The sequence below is a fragment of the Actinokineospora iranica genome, from assembly GCF_900101685.1.
In the GTDB taxonomy this organism is placed as follows: Bacteria; Actinomycetota; Actinomycetes; order Mycobacteriales; family Pseudonocardiaceae; genus Actinokineospora; species Actinokineospora iranica.
Genome location: NZ_FMZZ01000009.1, coordinates 213,211 through 230,135 on the forward strand (window position 1 = coordinate 213,211; position 16,925 = coordinate 230,135).

The 16,925-nt window shown below is 69.1% G+C and carries 15 protein-coding genes and 1 pseudogene; 10 read left to right on the forward strand and 6 right to left on the reverse strand.

The features are described from left to right. Positions 1 to 12: 12 nt before the first annotated feature. Positions 13 to 435 (forward strand): very short patch repair endonuclease, encoded by a 423-nt coding sequence (locus tag BLS56_RS19545; protein WP_091452924.1) that lies wholly within the window; start codon positions 13 to 15, stop codon positions 433 to 435. 392 nt (positions 436 to 827) lie between these two features. Then, positions 828 to 1,943, forward strand: a complete 1,116-nt coding sequence (locus tag BLS56_RS19550) for a DNA cytosine methyltransferase (protein WP_228771767.1) — start codon at positions 828 to 830, stop codon at positions 1,941 to 1,943. Between the two features lie 596 nt (positions 1,944 to 2,539). Here BLS56_RS19550 and BLS56_RS19555 read toward each other — a convergent pair. Then, a complete protein-coding gene (locus BLS56_RS19555; RefSeq protein WP_091452926.1) occupies positions 2,540 to 3,169 on the reverse strand; it encodes a maleylpyruvate isomerase family mycothiol-dependent enzyme in 630 nt (209 codons plus the stop codon). Between the two features lie 63 nt (positions 3,170 to 3,232). On the opposite strand from BLS56_RS19555, the gene BLS56_RS19560 reads away from it, so the two are divergent. From BLS56_RS19560 to BLS56_RS19570, 3 genes are read left to right on the forward strand one after another with little or no spacing between them, the layout of a single operon-like run. Continuing rightward, entirely contained in the window at positions 3,233 to 3,688 is a 456-nt protein-coding gene (locus tag BLS56_RS19560) for a MarR family winged helix-turn-helix transcriptional regulator (RefSeq protein ID WP_091452928.1), read from the forward strand. 51 nt (positions 3,689 to 3,739) lie between these two features. Then, positions 3,740 to 4,288 carry a PadR family transcriptional regulator gene (locus BLS56_RS19565; RefSeq protein ID WP_091452931.1) on the forward strand — a complete coding sequence of 183 codons (549 nt, stop codon included), beginning with the start codon at positions 3,740 to 3,742 and terminating at the stop codon, positions 4,286 to 4,288. Beyond that, positions 4,285 to 6,306: an NADPH-dependent 2,4-dienoyl-CoA reductase gene (locus BLS56_RS19570; protein WP_091452934.1), complete on the forward strand. Its 2,022-nt coding sequence runs from the start codon at positions 4,285 to 4,287 to the stop codon at positions 6,304 to 6,306. The genes BLS56_RS19565 and BLS56_RS19570 overlap by 4 nt, the downstream gene beginning before the upstream one ends. Position 6,307: 1 nt before the next feature. On the opposite strand, the gene BLS56_RS19575 is transcribed toward BLS56_RS19570, so the two are convergent. Continuing rightward, positions 6,308 to 7,057 (reverse strand): alpha/beta fold hydrolase, encoded by a 750-nt coding sequence (locus BLS56_RS19575; RefSeq protein ID WP_091452936.1) that lies wholly within the window; start codon positions 7,055 to 7,057, stop codon positions 6,308 to 6,310. A 73-nt stretch (positions 7,058 to 7,130) separates the two neighbouring features. Here BLS56_RS19575 and BLS56_RS19580 point away from each other — a divergent pair, with 73 nt between their 5' ends. Together BLS56_RS19580 and BLS56_RS19585 are read left to right on the forward strand one after the other, a co-directional pair. Then, a complete protein-coding gene (locus BLS56_RS19580; protein WP_228771768.1) occupies positions 7,131 to 8,453 on the forward strand; it encodes an aminotransferase-like domain-containing protein in 1,323 nt (440 codons plus the stop codon). Between the two features lie 100 nt (positions 8,454 to 8,553). Further along, positions 8,554 to 8,829 (forward strand): annotated as a pseudogene (locus tag BLS56_RS19585) (FCD domain-containing protein); the annotation flags it as partial. Here BLS56_RS19585 and BLS56_RS19590 read toward each other — a convergent pair. Continuing rightward, positions 8,817 to 9,590, reverse strand: a complete 774-nt coding sequence (locus BLS56_RS19590; protein ID WP_091452942.1) for a type VII secretion system-associated protein — start codon at positions 9,588 to 9,590, stop codon at positions 8,817 to 8,819. The pseudogene BLS56_RS19585 and the gene BLS56_RS19590 overlap by 13 nt on opposite strands. A gap of 653 nt (positions 9,591 to 10,243) precedes the next feature. Here BLS56_RS19590 and BLS56_RS19595 point away from each other — a divergent pair. Together BLS56_RS19595 and BLS56_RS19600 are read left to right on the forward strand one after the other, a co-directional pair. Further along, positions 10,244 to 10,510 carry a hypothetical protein gene (locus tag BLS56_RS19595; protein WP_091452945.1) on the forward strand — a complete coding sequence of 89 codons (267 nt, stop codon included), beginning with the start codon at positions 10,244 to 10,246 and terminating at the stop codon, positions 10,508 to 10,510. A gap of 448 nt (positions 10,511 to 10,958) precedes the next feature. Next, positions 10,959 to 11,456 (forward strand): helix-turn-helix domain-containing protein, encoded by a 498-nt coding sequence (locus tag BLS56_RS19600; RefSeq protein ID WP_175482931.1) that lies wholly within the window; start codon positions 10,959 to 10,961, stop codon positions 11,454 to 11,456. A gap of 378 nt (positions 11,457 to 11,834) precedes the next feature. Here BLS56_RS19600 and BLS56_RS19605 read toward each other — a convergent pair whose 3' ends face one another. Next, a complete protein-coding gene (locus BLS56_RS19605) occupies positions 11,835 to 12,086 on the reverse strand; it encodes a hypothetical protein (protein ID WP_139190820.1) in 252 nt (83 codons plus the stop codon). Between the two features lie 622 nt (positions 12,087 to 12,708). Between BLS56_RS19605 and BLS56_RS19610 the strand changes: the two genes are divergently transcribed. Beyond that, positions 12,709 to 13,194, forward strand: a complete 486-nt coding sequence (locus BLS56_RS19610; protein ID WP_091452953.1) for a helix-turn-helix domain-containing protein — start codon at positions 12,709 to 12,711, stop codon at positions 13,192 to 13,194. A 25-nt stretch (positions 13,195 to 13,219) separates the two neighbouring features. Here BLS56_RS19610 and BLS56_RS19615 read toward each other — a convergent pair whose 3' ends face one another. Next, on the reverse strand, positions 13,220 to 13,414 hold the full coding sequence (locus BLS56_RS19615) for a hypothetical protein (RefSeq protein ID WP_091452956.1): 195 nt from the start codon (positions 13,412 to 13,414) through the stop codon (positions 13,220 to 13,222). A 209-nt stretch (positions 13,415 to 13,623) separates the two neighbouring features. After that, complete coding sequence (locus tag BLS56_RS19620; protein ID WP_139190824.1) at positions 13,624 to 16,614, reverse strand: AfsR/SARP family transcriptional regulator; 2,991 nt, start codon at positions 16,612 to 16,614, stop codon at positions 13,624 to 13,626. Positions 16,615 to 16,925 lie beyond the last annotated feature (311 nt).

Consider the following 16,925-nt stretch of genomic DNA (forward strand, 5'->3'; position numbering starts at 1 on the left):
CCCCGGGAGAAAATGACCCCCGTGGACACGACCGAGGCGACCCGGTTGCGCATGAGCAGGCAGCGCTCCAGAGACACCGGAACCGAACTGGCCCTACGCCGCGCCCTGCACGCCCTGGGCCTGCGCTACCGACTCCACCGCCGCCCCCTCCCCGCCATCCGCAGAGAAGCGGACGTCATCTTCACCCCCGCCCGAGTAGCCATCTTCATCGACGGCTGCTTCTGGCACGGCTGCCCCACCCACGCCACCTGGCCCAAACGCAACGCCGACTTCTGGCGCGCCAAAATCGAGAAAAACCGCACCCGCGACCGCGACACCGACGCGAAACTCACCGCGGCAGGCTGGGCGGTCGTCCGAGTCTGGGAACACGAGGACCCCGCTGCCGCCGCCACCCGCATCCACCACCTAGTCACCCAACGCCGTCTCCGTACCTGACAGCCCCAGCCCAGCCCACCCACTCCAGCCACTCTCGCCAACCAGCCACCAAGTGCCCCACTGAGCTTCCACGCCCCATGATCGCGAGTTATCCACAGGCCCGGCTCCCCCTATTCCCCTCGCTGACCTGCGACGATAGGATGGAACAGGGCTCGGCCCCCAGGGTGGGCGGGGTTTGTTGTGGGGGCTGTGGGCGGCGGAAAAGAAGCGGCCGCGCAGGCGTTCGAGGCCTGGTTCAGGCGTCTCGCGATGCTTTCTCCGCACCCGGGGCTCGCCCGGTGCTCGATGGAGTGGAGCGGCAAACCCGCCCTCCTGCCACTCCACCCCATCGAGCAGACAACGGAACCAGCAAGCCGCGCGAATGCGAGAGCCAAGCCGGCTAGCCTGACCCCGTGGCCCTCACCATGATCGACCTCTTCGCCGGGTGCGGCGGCATGACCGCGGGTTTCGTAGCCGCAGGGGACTACCGCCCCGTTCTCGCCGTCGAATGGGACCTGCACGCCGCCGCCACCTACGCGGCCAACTTCGGCGAGGATCACGTCCGCTGGGCCGACATCACCACTGTCACCGACATCCCGCCCGCCGATCTGATCATCGGCGGCCCCCCGTGCCAGGGTTTCTCCAACCTCGGCTCCCGCGACGTCGACGACCCGAGGAACCAGCTGTGGAAGCAGTACCTCCGGTTCGTCCGCGGCGCCCGCCCCAAGGTGTTCGTCATCGAGAACGTCGACCGGTTCCTGTCCTCGCCCGAGTTCGCCCTGCTGCGCGCCGAAGCCCGCCCCGGTGGCCTGCTCGACGGATACCACCTGACCCCCGGCCTGCTTCTCGCCGCCGATTTCGGCGTTCCGCAGCGGCGCAAGCGCGCGTTCGTGATCGGTTCCCGCGTCGGCCCGATTCCGCTGCCCGCGCCCACTCATTCCCGGGACCGCTGGCACGGTGTCCGCACTGTTCTGGAGGGATTGCCCGAGCACCCGGCGCACAAGACCTTGCCGGACTCCACTGTGGAAATCCTCGGCCACCGCGTCCCCGGCCGCTTCAAGAGCGCCGACCTGCACTTGGCCCGCACCCCGACCGCCCTGTCCCTGGAGCGCTACCGCGCCATTCCCCCAGGCGGCGGCCGGTTCGACCTGCCCGACCACCTCCTGCCCCGCTGCTGGCGCGAGAAGAAAACCGGCACCACCGACGTCATGGGCCGGATGCGCTGGGATGAGCCGTCACTGACCATCCGGACCGAGTTCTACAAGCCGGAAAAAGGCCAGTACCTCCACCCCCAGTGGGAACCCGGCCCGCACGGCCACCGCGTCGACCGCCCGATCACCCACCTGGAAGCCGCCCGCCTGCAAACCTTCCCCGACACCTTTGAATGGTGCGGCACCAAAATCCAGGTCGCGAAGCAGATCGGCAACGCCGTGCCCCCCATGCTGGCCGAGGCCATCGCCCACCACCTCAAGCCCTACCTGTCCGCCACACCCACCCCGGCCCCTGCCCCCTGCCGACTCTGCGGATAACCGTGCCCGCGAGTTATCCACAGGCGCCGCGCGTTCCTTTCCGCGCATGACCTGCGCCGATAGCCTGGAACAGAGCAGGGCCTGCGAAGTCGTGTCGTTGTCGAGGGTGAGTTCCGAGGAAAGGCAGGTGGTCGGATGGCACGGTGATTCCATGCCGAAGTACGGAAGTACGGAAGTACGGAAGTACGGAAGTACGGAAGTGGCGGAGCGCTGTGCTGGAGCGCCGGAGTGTGTCGGCGGGGTGCGGCGGCGGCGCGTGTCGCCGGGAGCGGTGCCCTGATCATCTGACCATCTGGTCGCCTGGGCAGGCCGAGGCGGGTGGCATGGGCTCGACGGCTCGACGGCTCGACGGATGGCCACCGGCGTGGGCGCGAACGTGATCGGCTGGGCCGTGGCTGCTTCCTGGTCGACCACCGATTCAGTTGGATCTGTGCCGAGGCGGGTGAGGGTTCGCGCGCCGGGTGGCCGATTCAGCGACCCAGGCCCGCGCGCTGCCGCCGGTGGTGCAGTCGTTCGAGCTCTCGCTCGGCCTGCCGCCGCCCCGGACAACGGGCCGAACCGGCGTCCCTCAGGGCCGGTTGTCGTGTCCCCGGCGCTCAGAGTCGGGACTTGAGCACCGCGACGCCGTCGCCGCTGAGGCGGTCGAGTGCGGCTTGCCTGCCGGTCACCAGCAGGAGCAGCGCGGTCGTCGGGCCGCTGACCTCCTTGCCGGTGCCCACGGCCCAGGTCGAGTCCGTCGCGGTCAGGCGTAGGTCGCGGAAGCGTTTGCGGCCGCCGAAGACGAAGGCCAGCGACCAGGCTTTGGCCAGCGCGGCGCGGGCGGCGTCGGTCGGGATGGGGACCGTGCGGTTCAGCGGCACCATGATGTCGTGCGTGTGCGTCAGCACGTCCATCAAGGTGGTCACCGGGCCGCTGCCGGGGGCGAAGCGGCGGGAGTCGGCGAACGCGCGGATCTGGGCCACGATCTCGGCGGTGGGGAGTTTCGCCTGCCGTCGGGCGGTCACGTCGACCACCTTGTCGAAGTCGCCCCGTGCCCGGGCCATCTCGACCAGGACCGTGCGCAGGGTGGTCTGCGGGGACAGGGTCAGGTGCGCCGCCACCTCCCGCACCCGCCAGCCCGCGCACAGCGACGGCCGCTCCCAGTCCTCGGCGGGGAGGTCGTCCAGGAGATCAGCCAGTCGGAGTCGCGCCGCGGCGATCTCTCGCCACACCTGGTCGCGGTTCATGAAGGCCTCCGAAAGTTCAGGTTGCCTGAATATAATGCTGCCTGAAGAGTACGAGGAGGCAGCATGGATGGCAATGGGCGACCTGCCGGACCGCCGCCGCGCGGGCCGGAGCGCAACACCGGGGCGCTGCTGTTCCAGGCCTATCAACGCCTCGCCGATCACATCAACGACGCGACCCGGCGGGTCGACCACCGGGTCCGGCCCGCGCACGCGGCCGTGTTCGTCAACATGGAGCACGCGGGCATCCGGTTGACCCGGCTGGCCGAGAAGGCCGTGATGACGCCGCAGGCCATGGGCGAGTTGGTTGACGACCTCGAAGGCTGGGGCTTCCTGCGCCGGGTGCCCGACCCCGTCGACCGCCGGGCCAAGCTCATCGTCTTCACCGAGCGCGGGCACGACGCCCTGACCACCGCGTTCGCCGTGATCGACGGGGTCGAGCGCAAGCTGCGCGCCCTCATCGGCGCCGCCGAGCTGGCCCGGTTGCAGGCCGCGCTCATCCGCATCGCCGAGGAGTTCTAGAGACACGCGTCTCGTTGCAGTGCAACTAGGTGCATATGTAGATTGCTCGGCATGGCACTGGAGCACGCGATCCTCGTCTCGCTCAGCGAGCGCGCGGGGACCGGCTACGAGCTGACCCGGCGGTTCGACAAGTCCATCGGGTTCTTCTGGCAGGCCACCCACCAGCAGATCTACCGCGTCCTCAAGCGTATGCACGACGCCGGATGGGTGACGGCCGAACACGTGCCGCAGGACGGCAAGCCGGACAAGAAGGTCTACACCGTCGGCGCCCCCGGCCGTGCCGAGCTGGCCCGCTGGCTTGCCGAGCCGGACGCGGCGGCCACCGTGCGCGACCTGTCCCTCAAGATTCGCGGCACCGCGTTCGGCGACGAGGACGCCGTCCTGGCCGAGGTCGTCCGCCACCGCGACCGGCACGCCGAGCGCCTGGACCTGTACCGGGCCATCGAAAAACGCGACTTCCCCCACCCCGACGTGCTCACCGGCACGCGGCTGCACCAGCACCTCGTCCTGCGCGGCGGCATCACCGCGCAGGAAAGCCTCGTGTCCTGGTGCGACGAGGTGATCTCGGCCCTGCGCGCGGAGAAAGGCGACCGGCAATGAGCGACTACCCGACCCTGCTGTCCCCTGTGGACCTTGGCTTCACCACACTGCGCAACCGGGTGGTGATGGGGTCGATGCACACCGGCTTGGAGGACCGCGCCCGAGACATCCCGGCCCTGGCCGAGTACTTCGCCGAACGCGCGCGCGGCGGGGTGGGCCTCATCATCACCGGCGGCTACGCCCCGAACCGCTCGGGCTGGCTGTTTCCCTTCGCTTCCAAGCTGACCACCGCCGCCGAGGCGCGCAGGCACCGCGTCGTCACCGACGCGGTGCACGACGCGGGCGGCAAGATCGCCCTGCAGATCCTGCACGCGGGCCGGTACTCCTACCACCCGCTGAGCGTGTCCGCGTCGGCGATCAAGGCGCCGATCAACCCGTTCCGGCCGCGCGCGCTGTCCGATCGCGGCGTTCGCGCGCAGATCGACGACTTCGTCAAATGCGCTGTCTTGGCAAGGGAAGCAGGCTACGACGGCGTCGAGATCATGGGCTCCGAGGGCTACTTCATCAACCAGTTCCTCGCCCCGCGCACCAACAAGCGCACCGACCGCTGGGGCGGGACCCCGGAGAACCGGCGCAGGCTCCCGGTGGAGATCGTCCGGCGCACCCGCGAGGCGGTCGGCGAGGACTTCATCGTCGTCTACCGGCTGTCCATGGCCGAGTTTGTCGAGAATGGACAGACCTGGGACGACATCGTGGCGCTGGGCAAGGAGATCGAGGCGGCGGGCGCGACGATCATCAACACCGGCATCGGCTGGCACGAGGCGCGGGTGCCCACGATCGCCACCTCGGTTCCGCGCGCGGCGTTCGCCTCGGTCACCGCGAAGTTCAGGCCGCACGTGTCCATTCCGGTGATCGCCACGAACCGGATCAACATGCCGCAGGTCGCCGAGGAGATCCTGGCCCGGGGCGAGGCCGACCTGGTGTCGATGGCCCGCCCGATGCTCGCCGACCCGGACTGGGTGCGCAAGGCAGAGCGGGGCCGCCCCGACGAGATCAACACCTGTATCGCCTGCAACCAGGCGTGCCTGGACCACATCTTCAGCAACCGCAAGGCGTCCTGCATGGTCAACCCGCGTGCCGCCCGGGAGACCGAGCTGGTGCTGCTGCCGATCCGGCGGGCGAAGAAGATCGCCGTCGTCGGCGCGGGACCGGCGGGCCTGTCGGCGGCGGTCACTCTCGGGCAGCGCGGCCACAGCGTCGACCTGTTCGAGGCGGAGTCGGAGATCGGCGGCCAGTTCGGCATCGCGCGGCGCATCCCGGGCAAGGAGGAGTTCGCCGAGACGATCCGCTACTACGCCCGCCAGATCGAGTTGGCCGGTGTGCGGCTGCACCTGGAAACCCGGGTCACGGCGGCTGACCTGACCGGCTTCGACGAGGTCGTGCTCGCCACCGGGGTAACCCCGAGGGTGCCGGACATCCCGGGTGTCGACCACCCGTCCGTGCTGTCCTATGTGGACGTGGTTCGGCACGGCAAGCCGGTGGGCGAGCGGGTCGCGGTCATCGGCGCGGGCGGCATCGGCGTCGACGTCAGCGAGTTCCTGACCCACGCCGACTCGCCCGCCCTCGACCTCGCCGCCTGGCGGCACGAGTGGGGCGTCACCGAGCCGGACGCCACCGCGGGCGCCCTCACCGAGCCGATGCCCTCGGCTTCCCCGCGGCAGGTCTACCTGTTGCAGCGCAAGCAGGGCCGGATCGGCACGGGCCTGGGCAAGACCACCGGCTGGGTCCACCGCGCCGCCCTCAAGGCCAAGCGCGTCGAGCAGATCGCGGGCGTCAACTACGAGCGCATCGACGACCGGGGCCTGCACATCACCTTCGGCGCCAAGCGTGAACGCCCCCGCATCCTCGCCGTGGACACCGTGGTCATCTGCGCGGGGCAGGAGTCCGTCCGCGACCTGGCCGACGACCTGCGCGCGGCGGGCATTCCCGTCCACCTCATCGGCGGCGCCGACGTGGCCGCCGAGCTTGACGCCAAGCGCGCCATCGACCAGGGCACCCGGTTGGCCGCGACGGTGTGACTCACAGGGAGTCGAGGAACGTGGCCACGGCTCGGTTGAACTGGTCAGGGCGTTCGAGGTTGGGGAGGTGGGCGGCGCCGGGGATGACCACGCGGGTGGTCGCCGGGATCAGCTCGGCCTCGGCGACGGGCGTGTACTCGTCTTCGGAGCCGACCACGGTCAGGACCCTCGCGCCGCGCAGGGTTTGGCGGTAGTCCGGGCGGGTGGCGCGGGCACGCTGGGCGGCCGCGGCGCCGCTGGGCGGGGCGGCGAGCATCATGCGCAGGACGTGGTCGGCGGCTTCGGTGTTTCCGGGGGCGACCATTTTCCAGAGGACTTCGCGGGCGTAGGGCTCCATTCCCTCGCGTTCCAGGCGGTCGGCCATGGATAGGCGGTCATGGTGGCCGTCCGGGGTTTCCGCGCGGGCGGTGGTGTCGGCCAGGATGAGGGCGCGGACCCGGTCGGGGAACCGGCGGTGGAACTCCATGGCGATCTGACCGCCCATGGAAAGTCCACAGAGGACAGTTTCGCCGACGCCCAGGGAATCGAGCAGGTCGGCCAAGTCGTCGGCGAATGCCGCGAAAGACGTGGCCGGTGGGAGTCGGGTTTCGCCGTAACCGCGCAGGTCTGGGGCCAGGACGCGGAAGCGGGGGGCGAAATGGGCGAACTGGGGGCGCCACATCGTCCGGTCGAAGGGGTGGCCGTGCACCAGGAGCAGGACAGGGCCGGAGCCCTTGTCGTCGTAAGCCATGCCGTCGTAAGCGATTGTCATGTCGTCCTCTCTTGTCAGGACGACGGTAACGAGGGCAGTATCTCGGTGCAATGAAAACAATGCCCTCGGAGCAATGATGGACTACCGCGAGATGGCCGACGCGCTCGCCGCCGAGATCGCTCGGGGGACGTTGCGGCCGGGAGAGCGGTTGCCGACGCAGCGTCGCTTCGCGCGGGCGCACGGCATCGCGGTGTCCACGGCGTCCCGGGTGTACGCGGAACTGGCGCGGCGCGGGCTGGTGGTGGGCGAGGTCGGCCGGGGGACGTTCGTTCGGACGGGGGAGCCGCCGCCGGAGATCGCGCTGGCCGAGCCCCGGCAGGCGCGGGTCGATCTTGAGTTGAACTTCCCTGTGCTTCCCGAGCATCCCGCGATGCTGGCGGAGAGCCTGCGGGCGACGCTGCGGCCGGACGCCATGGCGGCGGCTGTCCGTCCAGTTGGGACGGAGGGGACGGCGCGGGCGCGGGAGGTCTCGGCGGGCCTGCTGGCCCGTGGGGGATGGGCGCCGAGGCCGGATGACGTCCTGTTCGCGGGCACGGGGCGGCAGGCGATCGCGGCCGTTCTCGCCGCGCTGGTGCCGCCGGGGGAGCGGCTGGGGGTCGAGGCGCTGACTTACCCGGTGGTCAAAGGCATCGCGGCTCGGCTGTCGATCCAGTTGGTGCCACTGGCGATGGATGATCAGGGGGTCGTGCCGGACGCGGTGAGCGGGTCGTTGCGGGCGCTCTATCTGCAACCGGCGCTGCACAATCCGCTCGGAGTCTCGATGAGTGCCCAGCGGCGTGCGGCGATCGCCGATGTGCTGCGCGACCGCGAGATCCCGCTCGTCGAGGACGGCATCTACGGGTTTCTGCACGATGACCCGCCGGTGTCGGCGCTGGTGCCCGAGCTTGGTGTCCTGGTGGACAGCCTGTCCAAGCGGCTCGCGCCGGGGCTGACCCTCGGGTTCGCCGTGGTCCCACCGCGGCTGCACGCGCGGGTGGCGGCCGCGAATCGGTCCGGTGGCTGGGCGGCGCAGCGGTTCGCCCTGGAAGCGGCCCGCGGGTGGATCGCCGACGGCACCGCGGCCCGGCTCCAAGCCGACAAACGCGCCGACGCGCAGGCTCGGCAGGCGCTGCTCGCCGAACGCCTCGCCGGGTTCGCCGTGCACGCCGACCCTCGGGCCTATCACTGCTGGTGGGTGCTGCCCGAACACTGGCGGGCCGAGACCTTCGTGGCCGCCGCCGCCCGGCACGGGATCGCGGTCACGCCCGCGGCCGCGTTCGCCGTTGGCGCCGCGCGGGCGCCGCACGCGGTGCGGTTGGCGCTGGCCGCGCCGCCGCTGCCGGTGCTCGCCGCCGCGTTGGGCCGTTTGGCCGATATCGCCCGCGGGGCCGACGACTCCGGCGGCGACTCGTGTTGAGCGAATCCCGCTGACCTCGTTACCGGGGGCATGTGATCGACATGAAGTGCCGGGGAGCCGGAAGAACCCCCCTTCCTAAGTCGCTGGAAAGCGCTTCCACGCCGCGCTCCTGGCCGCGTCGGGAAACCCGGAGCTAGTGGAGGCTTTGGTCGCGGTGAACCGACGCATCCGTTATGCGCGGATGTACGACTTCATCATCGAGGGCCGCATCGAGACCTCCATCGCCGAGCACATCGAGATCATGGAACGCGTCCACATCCGCGAGCTGGACAAGGCCCTGCGCCTGCTGCACGAGCACATCGGCGCGTCCCCGGAGTTCGTCGTGGAACCCGCCACCCGCGCCATCGCCGCCCGGCACAGCACTCAGCTGGGCTGAGCCGCCGCCCGCAGCGCGTTCCCCGGGATCTGGACGCGCAGGTCGGGGGCGCCGTGCAGGAGCAGGTCGACCGGCTCGCCGAGCTTGTCGACCAGCGCGGCCACCGCCGCCCCGGTCAACCGCTGCCAGTGCGGCGGCCAGTCCTCCGGGGTCGCGCTGTCCGCGACGAACGCGTCCACGATCCTGCGGTCCGCACCGTCGCGCGGCACCAGGTGCTCGCCCTCGGGACGGGTCGGGTCGGCGGGCAGCACGAGCTCGGCGGTGAGCGCGGCCTGTCGGACGTCGTCCATGTCCCCCTGCCCGATGTGCGCGCGCTGCATGATCGCTTCCAGCTCCGAGCGCGGCACGGGCCAGCCCAGCGCCAGCGGCGACGGCCGGTAGTCCGGGTTCGCCTCGAACAGCTCCACAATGGACCCCGTCGAGTCGACCGGATAGCGGCCGACCACAGCACTGGGCGGCACGTCCGGGCCGGAGTGCGCCGGGTCGACCACCTCTACCCAACCGCCCGCATGGGAGCGCGCCAACTCCCGCAACTCCGCCGACACCGGCGGCGGGGGCAGGGCCAGGTAGCGCGGATTCGGCACGTACTCGTCGGTGATCTCCCCGTAGATGTCCACCCGGTAGCGGCCCATGACCTCGTTGGACTGGAGGGTCCCGTCCTGATCCAGGTCGAAGGCGACGGGCAGCCAGCTGTTGGGCATCATCTTGGCCTGCTCGCGCATGGCCTCGGTCACGGGCGGCTTCTGATACGGGGCGGTCATCCGCGTCCCACACTCCTCGGACTGATCTTCGTGAGTACCTGGCAGGGTACGAGAACAACCAGGCGCGGATACACCGGCAGGTCGATGCGACCATCCGTCACCGCCAGGACCACGCGGCCCCTGCTCGGGCAGGTCTCGCACGCGGCGCCAAGCCGACAGCGCCGATGGTCTCGCGGCCCGCCGGATGCGACACGGCGGCCAGCTCGGTCATGGGATGATCGCCTGCGTTCGCGCCACTTCCTGGCGCGATCCGCGTTTCCACTTTCGGGGGCGGGAATCCCTGCGGGGGACACTGAGACTCGCCTGGGTGGGTGGACGGGAAACGGATTCCGCCTACCGGGGGACTTGCCGGGCGTCTGGGCCGGGCGCTAACGAGTGAAATCGCTAACCGGCCGTAGTCGCTTCCTTTGGCCTGATAGCCGGGTGCCGTTTACCGCTGATCTTCGCCGCTCGTCGTGTACCCGCCCGTAGGTGGAAAGCGGCCAGGAAGGGTTCAGCATGATGTGTCCCGAGGCGTCAAGACTCGTGCGGCTCCCCGTCCTCCCGGGGAGCCGCACTGGCGCCTGTGGATTCCCATTCGCGAGAGGAGCACAAGCCAGGTGAACCTACAAGCATCCGCTGGTGAGAATCCAGAGGATGGGGAGACCAATCGGGTGATTCCGGACGCCCCGGACAACGTTGTCTCCCTGGACGAGTTGCTGACCCGCGAGGTCGACGCCAAGCCGGACACGGAGTGGCTGGCCTGGGTTCGCGAGGTCGTCCGGGACGGGTGGGGGCCGACGCTGCGCGCGCTGGTCCTGCTCGTCGCGTTCGTGGCGGTGGTCTTCGTCATCGGCGCCTTTCCGGCGCTGTGCACGACCATCGCGCTCGTGTTCGGCAACGTGATCGTCCGCCGGGTCCGGATTCCGGTTTCCCCGTAGTGACCCCGCTTTAGCGGGAACGAGGGCGGCGGGCCGCTGTGGTGTTCGGCGGCTCGCCGCCCTCGGTGTGCCTCAGCGCCCCGACTCACCGACCTGTCCGTCCAGGACGCCGACCGGCCCAGCGGCCCATCGTGCCCGGCCTGAGCGGAGCGGCCATCCACGCCACCGCCGACGGCTCGCGCCGGTGCGCGTCCCCGGTGCCGATCGTCTCCGCGCGGCATCTCCGACCAACCGTCCACCCGGTGTCGTCGCGTCGCCGCACATCCCGGATTCGCTGAGCGCCAGGTGGGCAGGCTCGGGCGACCGCGCCGCCGAGGGGCGGTGCGGCAGCGGATTCCGGTCGCCGATGCCGTGCTCACACTGCCTACAGTACGACAACAATCAGCAACAAACAAGCAAGCGCGTTTTGCCGTCGTCACGGGGCCTGACGTGCGAGATCATTCGTTCCATGACGGGGCGGAAAGGTGATTCCGAGACAGAGTGGCCGCTGGGCCCGTGGCTCAAGGACGCGCGCAAGGCGCTGCGCCTGTCGCAGAAGCAGGCGGCGGCCAAGGCGCGGTTCTCCCGGACCGCGTGGCAGCACCTGGAAAACGGGGGCCGCTCGGACGGCAGGCCGGTGCGCCCCAAATCGACAACGGTGATCAGCGCGGCCCTCGCGGTCAGCGCGAACCCGCTCGTAGCCCTGGAGTTGGCAGGCCTGGACCCCACGGCCTACGAGCCCGCCCGCGCGGGCCGCCCGGCCGGTTCGGTCGACGAGGCCCGCGACCTGCTGCTCCTGCTCAACGAGCCCCAACTCGTCGCGGTCACCGAGATGCTCCGCGCCTTCATCGACCCGCGCCCCCTCCCCACCTCGTCCCCCACCATCCTCGAGCGCTACCGCCAAGGCGCCACCCTGAGCGAGCCGGAACACCAGTCCGACAGCCGGGACACCGAGTCCGAGGAGTAGGCGCCCGCGCCCACGAGCGGGCCACGGCGGTCATCGCGATGTCGGAATCCGTTGTCCTGGACGGACAAGGTGGCTGCGGCTACCGCAGGATGCCCGCGGCGAGCCAGGATGCGGCGCCTGCGGGTGGGTGTGCTCTCGGGCAAGCCGTGCGGATGTCGGCCTGAAGTCGCAGGTCGGGGACTGGCACGACAAATCTTCGCTGCGGGCTCGGCTACCGTGCGGGGCCGGGCGCTCCCGCTTATGTCGGCTTGCCGCGGGGTTGCCAAACTGGTGAACAGGAACGCGTCATCGAGCGTACGGTCGCCACTGTCCAGGTGAGCTGGACCGGAACCGTCCTCACCGGCGCGTTCGCGAAAGCGCCTGCCTGCCCGGGTGGCGCTACCCCCGTTCCTTCCGCGCGTCGTGCAGCGCGTCGTCGAGCATTCCCCGCTCCATCGTCGGGTCCAACTCTCCCAGCGGATAGCACCGGCCACGCCGTGTCGAAGCCCGCCCGTCGGAGCCGACTTCAAGAGTCCGGAAAACGATTACCGCATGGGTGACAACCCGCCCAGCGGGCAAATGCCCCTCCGCCGCGAGGAACGCGGTCAACGCGTCCCCGATGTCCACAAAGGCACGGTCTGTGTTCGCCACCAGGACTCCCTCCCTGAATAAGTCCTGTTCAGTGGACCACGGTCGTCCCTAGTGGCGCACCCGTACACGCTCGGGGCTGTGGATAACTCCACGCCCGTGCTGGGCCGGTAGGTTGGATAGGTGGTCGGCTCACCGCCGGAGGCAGTGGAGTACTCCGATCGGGTGCCGCCGCCGATGGGACCGCGTCGGTTGGCATCTGGGGGACGTGCCCTGCGCCGACAGCGACTCTGTGTGGGCGGGTCCCGGCGCGGCGGCATTAGCCGATCCACACAACTTGGTGAACATTATGGAGAAAAACTACCCACACCGGCAGTAGTTATTCTTACATTCTCGTGATGATCGCAGCAAATGTCACCCTAGGTGATCTCATTTGATCCATATCGCACGAATGGCCTCTCGCTGCCCCGGGTGTGCACATGATGGAATTGTTTGTCCGCTGAGCAGGCGAGGAGCTGGTATGGCCCTTCTCGCGACGCGGTGGCACACGGCTGCCCTGCGCGGCTCTCGGCTACACGTAATCCGGCCGAACGCGTCTGGACTACGTCAATACACAACGTTGCGTCCGGATGGAACCCTGCTCCAGGCTCACTGGTTGCCCATAGTTTTCAAAGGAGAGCGCCCGATGGACGGCGAAGGCACCATGTCGATGAGCGAGCAGCTCGCCCGCACGCTTGGCGAAGAACTCCGCCGAGCCCGCGCCGCGGCGGGCTGGACGCGCGCGGAACTCGTGGCGGTGTTGGAGGACGCGATTCAGACGCAGACGTTGTCCACATACGAGCTGGGTCAGCGAAACTGCACCGTGGTGCGCTTTGTCGAGATCTGTCGTGCCTTGCGTGTCTCGGCTCCGGAACTGCTCACGCGGGCACTGCAGCGCGCCGCTATCGATCTGGAGAACCTGGTGTTGCAAGTCGACTTGCGGAGTGTCGTCGAGGATCGGCAAGCGGAATTGCGCCCATTGCGCCGATGGGCCCGCTATCGGCTCGACAACGACACGACCGGCACCGGAATCGCCCTTCTCGATTTCGCTGTCATCAAGGAGATGTCCGCGTTCTGTGCCTTGTCGCAAGGGGACATGGCGCGTCGCCTCGCGGCGTTCGCGCCAGAATGAGGGGCGGTGTCCGGTTGTTGACTGGTCACACCGGCGTGCTGTGGATGGTCCACCATTCCAGGCCGCACGGCGCGGTCGTCTGGTCCAGGGTGGCCCCGGAGGATTTGGTGTCCACGTTGGCCAGATTCTTCGGTGTCGAGGGGGTGCGCGCGGTCGCGAGAGCGACCGCGGGTGTCGCCGCTGCCAGCATGAAGGCGACGAGAACGGCCTTGACGAACAAGTGAAACCCCTTCGCGATTCGAGAAGCCTCCGCGGGCCCCCTGTTCTTGGGTTGGGGGAACCGCATGAGTAGATGCTGTTGCGGCGTGCGTGCGTGCCACTGTGCATATGACTCTACTCCTGCGTGAGTAGAGAGGCGCGGCTGGGGCTATTTGGGCCTGCCCTGTCGGGGGTTGCCGCTATAAGCGAGAAGAGTTCACCTTTTGCTGTTCAGGAGGTGATGCTGTCGCCCTGGGGTGGCTGGTTGGCGAGGCTGGTTTTCGTCCGTGCCGTGGGCAGGGGAATGTGGGCGGGCAGTTTATCCAGTTTGGCCTGCACGAGCGTCGCCTGGGCGGCGTTGTTCATCTGCAGGTAGATCTGCTGTGCGCGCCGCCAGGCCACTGTCGCCTCGGTTGGCTCGCCCTGTGCGAGAAGCACCCCGGCGAGGATGTCGAGAGCACGCGCGAGAAAGGGGATGTGGTGGATGCTCGTGCACACATCGACCGCCTTGCGGGCGTGCTCCATGGCCGCCGCGCGGGTGCCTGCCGCGTGCATGGCGGCCGATTCGACGCTGATCTCGGCGACCAGTGGAAGATCGGGAATGGCTTCCGCGATAGCGAGAGCCTGGGTCGCATACCCCGCGGCTACCGCGGTGTCCGCGTGATCACGGTGGATCAGGGCTAGGCGGATCAGGGTGCTTGCGAGGGCTGACCGGTTGTTGTCGCGTTCGGCGATGTACTGGGCCTGGTGCAGGTGCAAGGTGGCTTCATCGAGACGGCCGATCGCGCGAAAGGCGGCTCCGATATTGCAGTGCGCCCAGCACAGCGCCTCGTTGTCGTCGGTCTTTCTGGCGATGCTCAGGCACTGCTGGAAGAACTGGATCGCCGCGTGCTGGTTGCCGCGCAGGGATTCCAACCGGCCCAGTTGGTTGAGCACGGCGGTCATCGCCTGGTCGTGTCGTTCTTCTTCGGCGTACCGCCTGCCCGCCTCAAGATACGACTGCGCCTCGGTGAGTTCGCCATGGTCGAGTAACGCCCTTCCCACGTCGAACAACGAGGAAGCTTCCGCTTCGCGCTGCCCGTCGAGTCGCGCCGCCTCCGCCGCGGTCTTGCGGGCGTCCATGCCGTCACGGTGGTGGCCGTGTCGGTCGTAGTAGGTCTGCATCGTGTGCGCGAGGCGCCACGCATGGCCGTGGTGACCGGTTCGCGCGGCCATTTCCAGCGCCGCGTTGAGGTTGGCCCGCTCTCGGGCGAACCAGGCCTGCGCGATGGCGGGGTCGGTGAAGGCCACGGGGGTCACGATGGACGTGGTGGACAGCGGAGGCGGTTTCCGGTGTCCTGGATACAGGATCGCGTCGGCGTTCACCGCGCTGCGCAGGTAGAAGTCCAGGATTCGCCGCTCGGTGTCGTGTTTCTCGGCAGGCGATTCGTCGACCGCGGCTTGCTTCGCGGCGAGTTCCCACAGCAGGTCGTGAAACCGGTAGCGGCCCGAGGTTTCGGCTGGGTGGAGCAGATGCGCTGCGACCAGATGGGTGAGCGCGACGCGGGTTTCCTCCGCGGTGCGCGCGACACAGGCGATGGCGGCGTCGAACCCGAAATCCGCTCCGGGATGCAGGCCCAGCCGCCGGAACGCCAGGCGCGTCGGCTCGTCCAACACCAGGTACGACCAGGTGAGAATCGCCCGAGGGGAGTTCGCGCCGTCGCCGTCCTCGCCAATGTCGAGCAGCATCCGTCGTTTGTCCTGTGTGGTCGCCGCGGGCGGCCAGCCGTCGCCATGGGTCGCCAGGTGTTCGGCCGCCAGGTTGATCACCAGGGGCAGGCCGCCGCAGGCCGCTAGCCAGTCCGCGTTGACTTCCTGGCGGCGGGAACCCAGCCGGAGGGCCACGAGCGCTTCCGCCTCGGGGCGGGACATCGGGCTGACACGGACCCGCCGTGCTCCGCTCCATGCGCTCAGGCTGGTGAGGCGGCGCCTGCTGGTGACGATCACCAGGCAGTCGGACAACAGCGGGACGAGATTTTTGATGTGGGCGAAATCCCTGGCGTTGTCGAGGATCACCAGCGTGTGGCGGTCGGCGAGGGCTTGCCGGAGAAGGACTTCCCGGGACCGGGGTGAGGTCGTCTTGTCCGGCTGCTTGCCGAGGGCGATGAGGAAGTCCTCCACGACCGCGTCATGCCCCACCACCGAGTCGGCGGAGAAGCCGTGCAGGTTGACGAACAGTTCGCCGCCGGAGAATCGGCTGCGCACCCGGTGTCCCCAGTGGACGGCGAGGGCTGTTTTGCCGACGCCGCCCATGCCGTCGAGGATGACAACGCCGCGCAGGAGTTCGCCGTCGGCCGTGGTCGTGGCCGCGTCCAACTCCCGCAGGAGGTCGCGGCGGCCGCAGAAGTCGATGAGGTCGTGTGGCAGCCCGCGCGGGCGCATCCGCCCGGCGTCGGCCGGGGCGGCGGGCGGCGGGACGGGGCGGCGGGTCGCTTCGGCCAGTAGGCGCTCATGGTGGCCGCGCAGGTGCTCCGCCGCTTGTTCGTCGCCGTCTTCGCGAAGCGCCTTCCAGGTCGTCAAGTAGTAAGAGGTGGCCTCGTTGTCCCGGGCGAGCTTGCGCAGCGTGGACAGGCGCAGCTTCACCAACGTGAGGTCGCGCGGATAGTCGACCTGCGCGTTGTGCAGGTTCGCCAGAACCTCGTCGTACTCGCCGAGCTCGAACCGCGCCTCGAGGAAAGTCGCGTGCGCGGGCGCGAGTTCGTCGGCGGCGACCCGCGTTCGCCAGGTGCCCGCGGGCTCGCTGCGCAGGTCTTCCAGGAACGGGCCGCGCCACAGGTGCAACGCACGCGCCGCGACGGCGGAAGCCTGCTCGGGATCACCGTCTCGGACATGGCGCCGGGCCGAGGCCATCAGGTCGCGGAAGCGGTGGTAGTCGATCAACTGCCGGTCGACCTCAAATCGGTACCCGCCGTTTTTTCCGTGCAGTTCGTCGGGCAGCCCCAGCCGCTCCAACGTGTGTCGGATCTTCGTCGCGTAGGAGTCCAGGGTCGTTCGGGGGTGCCGGGGCAGCGGCGCGTCCTGCGGCCAGGCCCAGGTGAGCAGCTGGGTGATGGACATGGACTGCCCCGCGTTCACCAGGAGGGCGCCGAGTATCGCCCGCTGGCGAGGTGGTCCCCAGTCGTCGCGCGGTTCTCCGTCGATCCGCAGCGAGGTCGTCCCCAAGATCCCGAACAGTGTGTCCACCAGCTTCACCCCTAAAGCTGGGCCCCGATGGATCACCGCCAACACGGGCAGTCACATCGGTGCGACGTTCTGTGTTCGCTGAGTGTAGCCGCAGGAAGGCGGCAAGCGCACTGAAAGAAGATTGAAAGTCATTCGGTCGGCGCAACGTCATCCGGACAGATAATGGACATCGACTGCCCACGAGCCTTTGTTCGTTTCCAGGGTTCAAAGTTTCCAGACCGATCCCAGGAAAGCGTTCTGGTGGGTGGTGACGCGCACTCTGTGTCTAGTCCGCTCATACGGGGAAGGGCCCCAGGCTGTGGCACGGGGCG

Bases quoted from the DNA above. Each gene is read 5' to 3' on its own strand.
- BLS56_RS19545 (WP_091452924.1), top strand. From the start codon at position 13: ATGACCCCCGTGGACACGACCGAGGCGACCCGGTTGCGCATGAGCAGG.
- BLS56_RS19555 (WP_091452926.1), bottom strand. From the start codon at position 3,169: ATGAACCGCGACCAGGTGTGGCGAGAGATCGCCGCGGCGCGACTCCGA.
- BLS56_RS19560 (WP_091452928.1), top strand. From the start codon at position 3,233: ATGGATGGCAATGGGCGACCTGCCGGACCGCCGCCGCGCGGGCCGGAG.
- BLS56_RS19565 (WP_091452931.1), top strand. From the start codon at position 3,740: ATGGCACTGGAGCACGCGATCCTCGTCTCGCTCAGCGAGCGCGCGGGG.
- BLS56_RS19570 (WP_091452934.1), top strand. From the start codon at position 4,285: ATGAGCGACTACCCGACCCTGCTGTCCCCTGTGGACCTTGGCTTCACC.
- BLS56_RS19575 (WP_091452936.1), bottom strand. From the start codon at position 7,057: ATGACAATCGCTTACGACGGCATGGCTTACGACGACAAGGGCTCCGGC.
- BLS56_RS19580 (WP_228771768.1), top strand. From the start codon at position 7,131: ATGATGGACTACCGCGAGATGGCCGACGCGCTCGCCGCCGAGATCGCT.
- BLS56_RS19590 (WP_091452942.1), bottom strand. From the start codon at position 9,590: ATGACCGCCCCGTATCAGAAGCCGCCCGTGACCGAGGCCATGCGCGAG.
- BLS56_RS19600 (WP_175482931.1), top strand. From the start codon at position 10,959: ATGACGGGGCGGAAAGGTGATTCCGAGACAGAGTGGCCGCTGGGCCCG.
- BLS56_RS19610 (WP_091452953.1), top strand. From the start codon at position 12,709: ATGGACGGCGAAGGCACCATGTCGATGAGCGAGCAGCTCGCCCGCACG.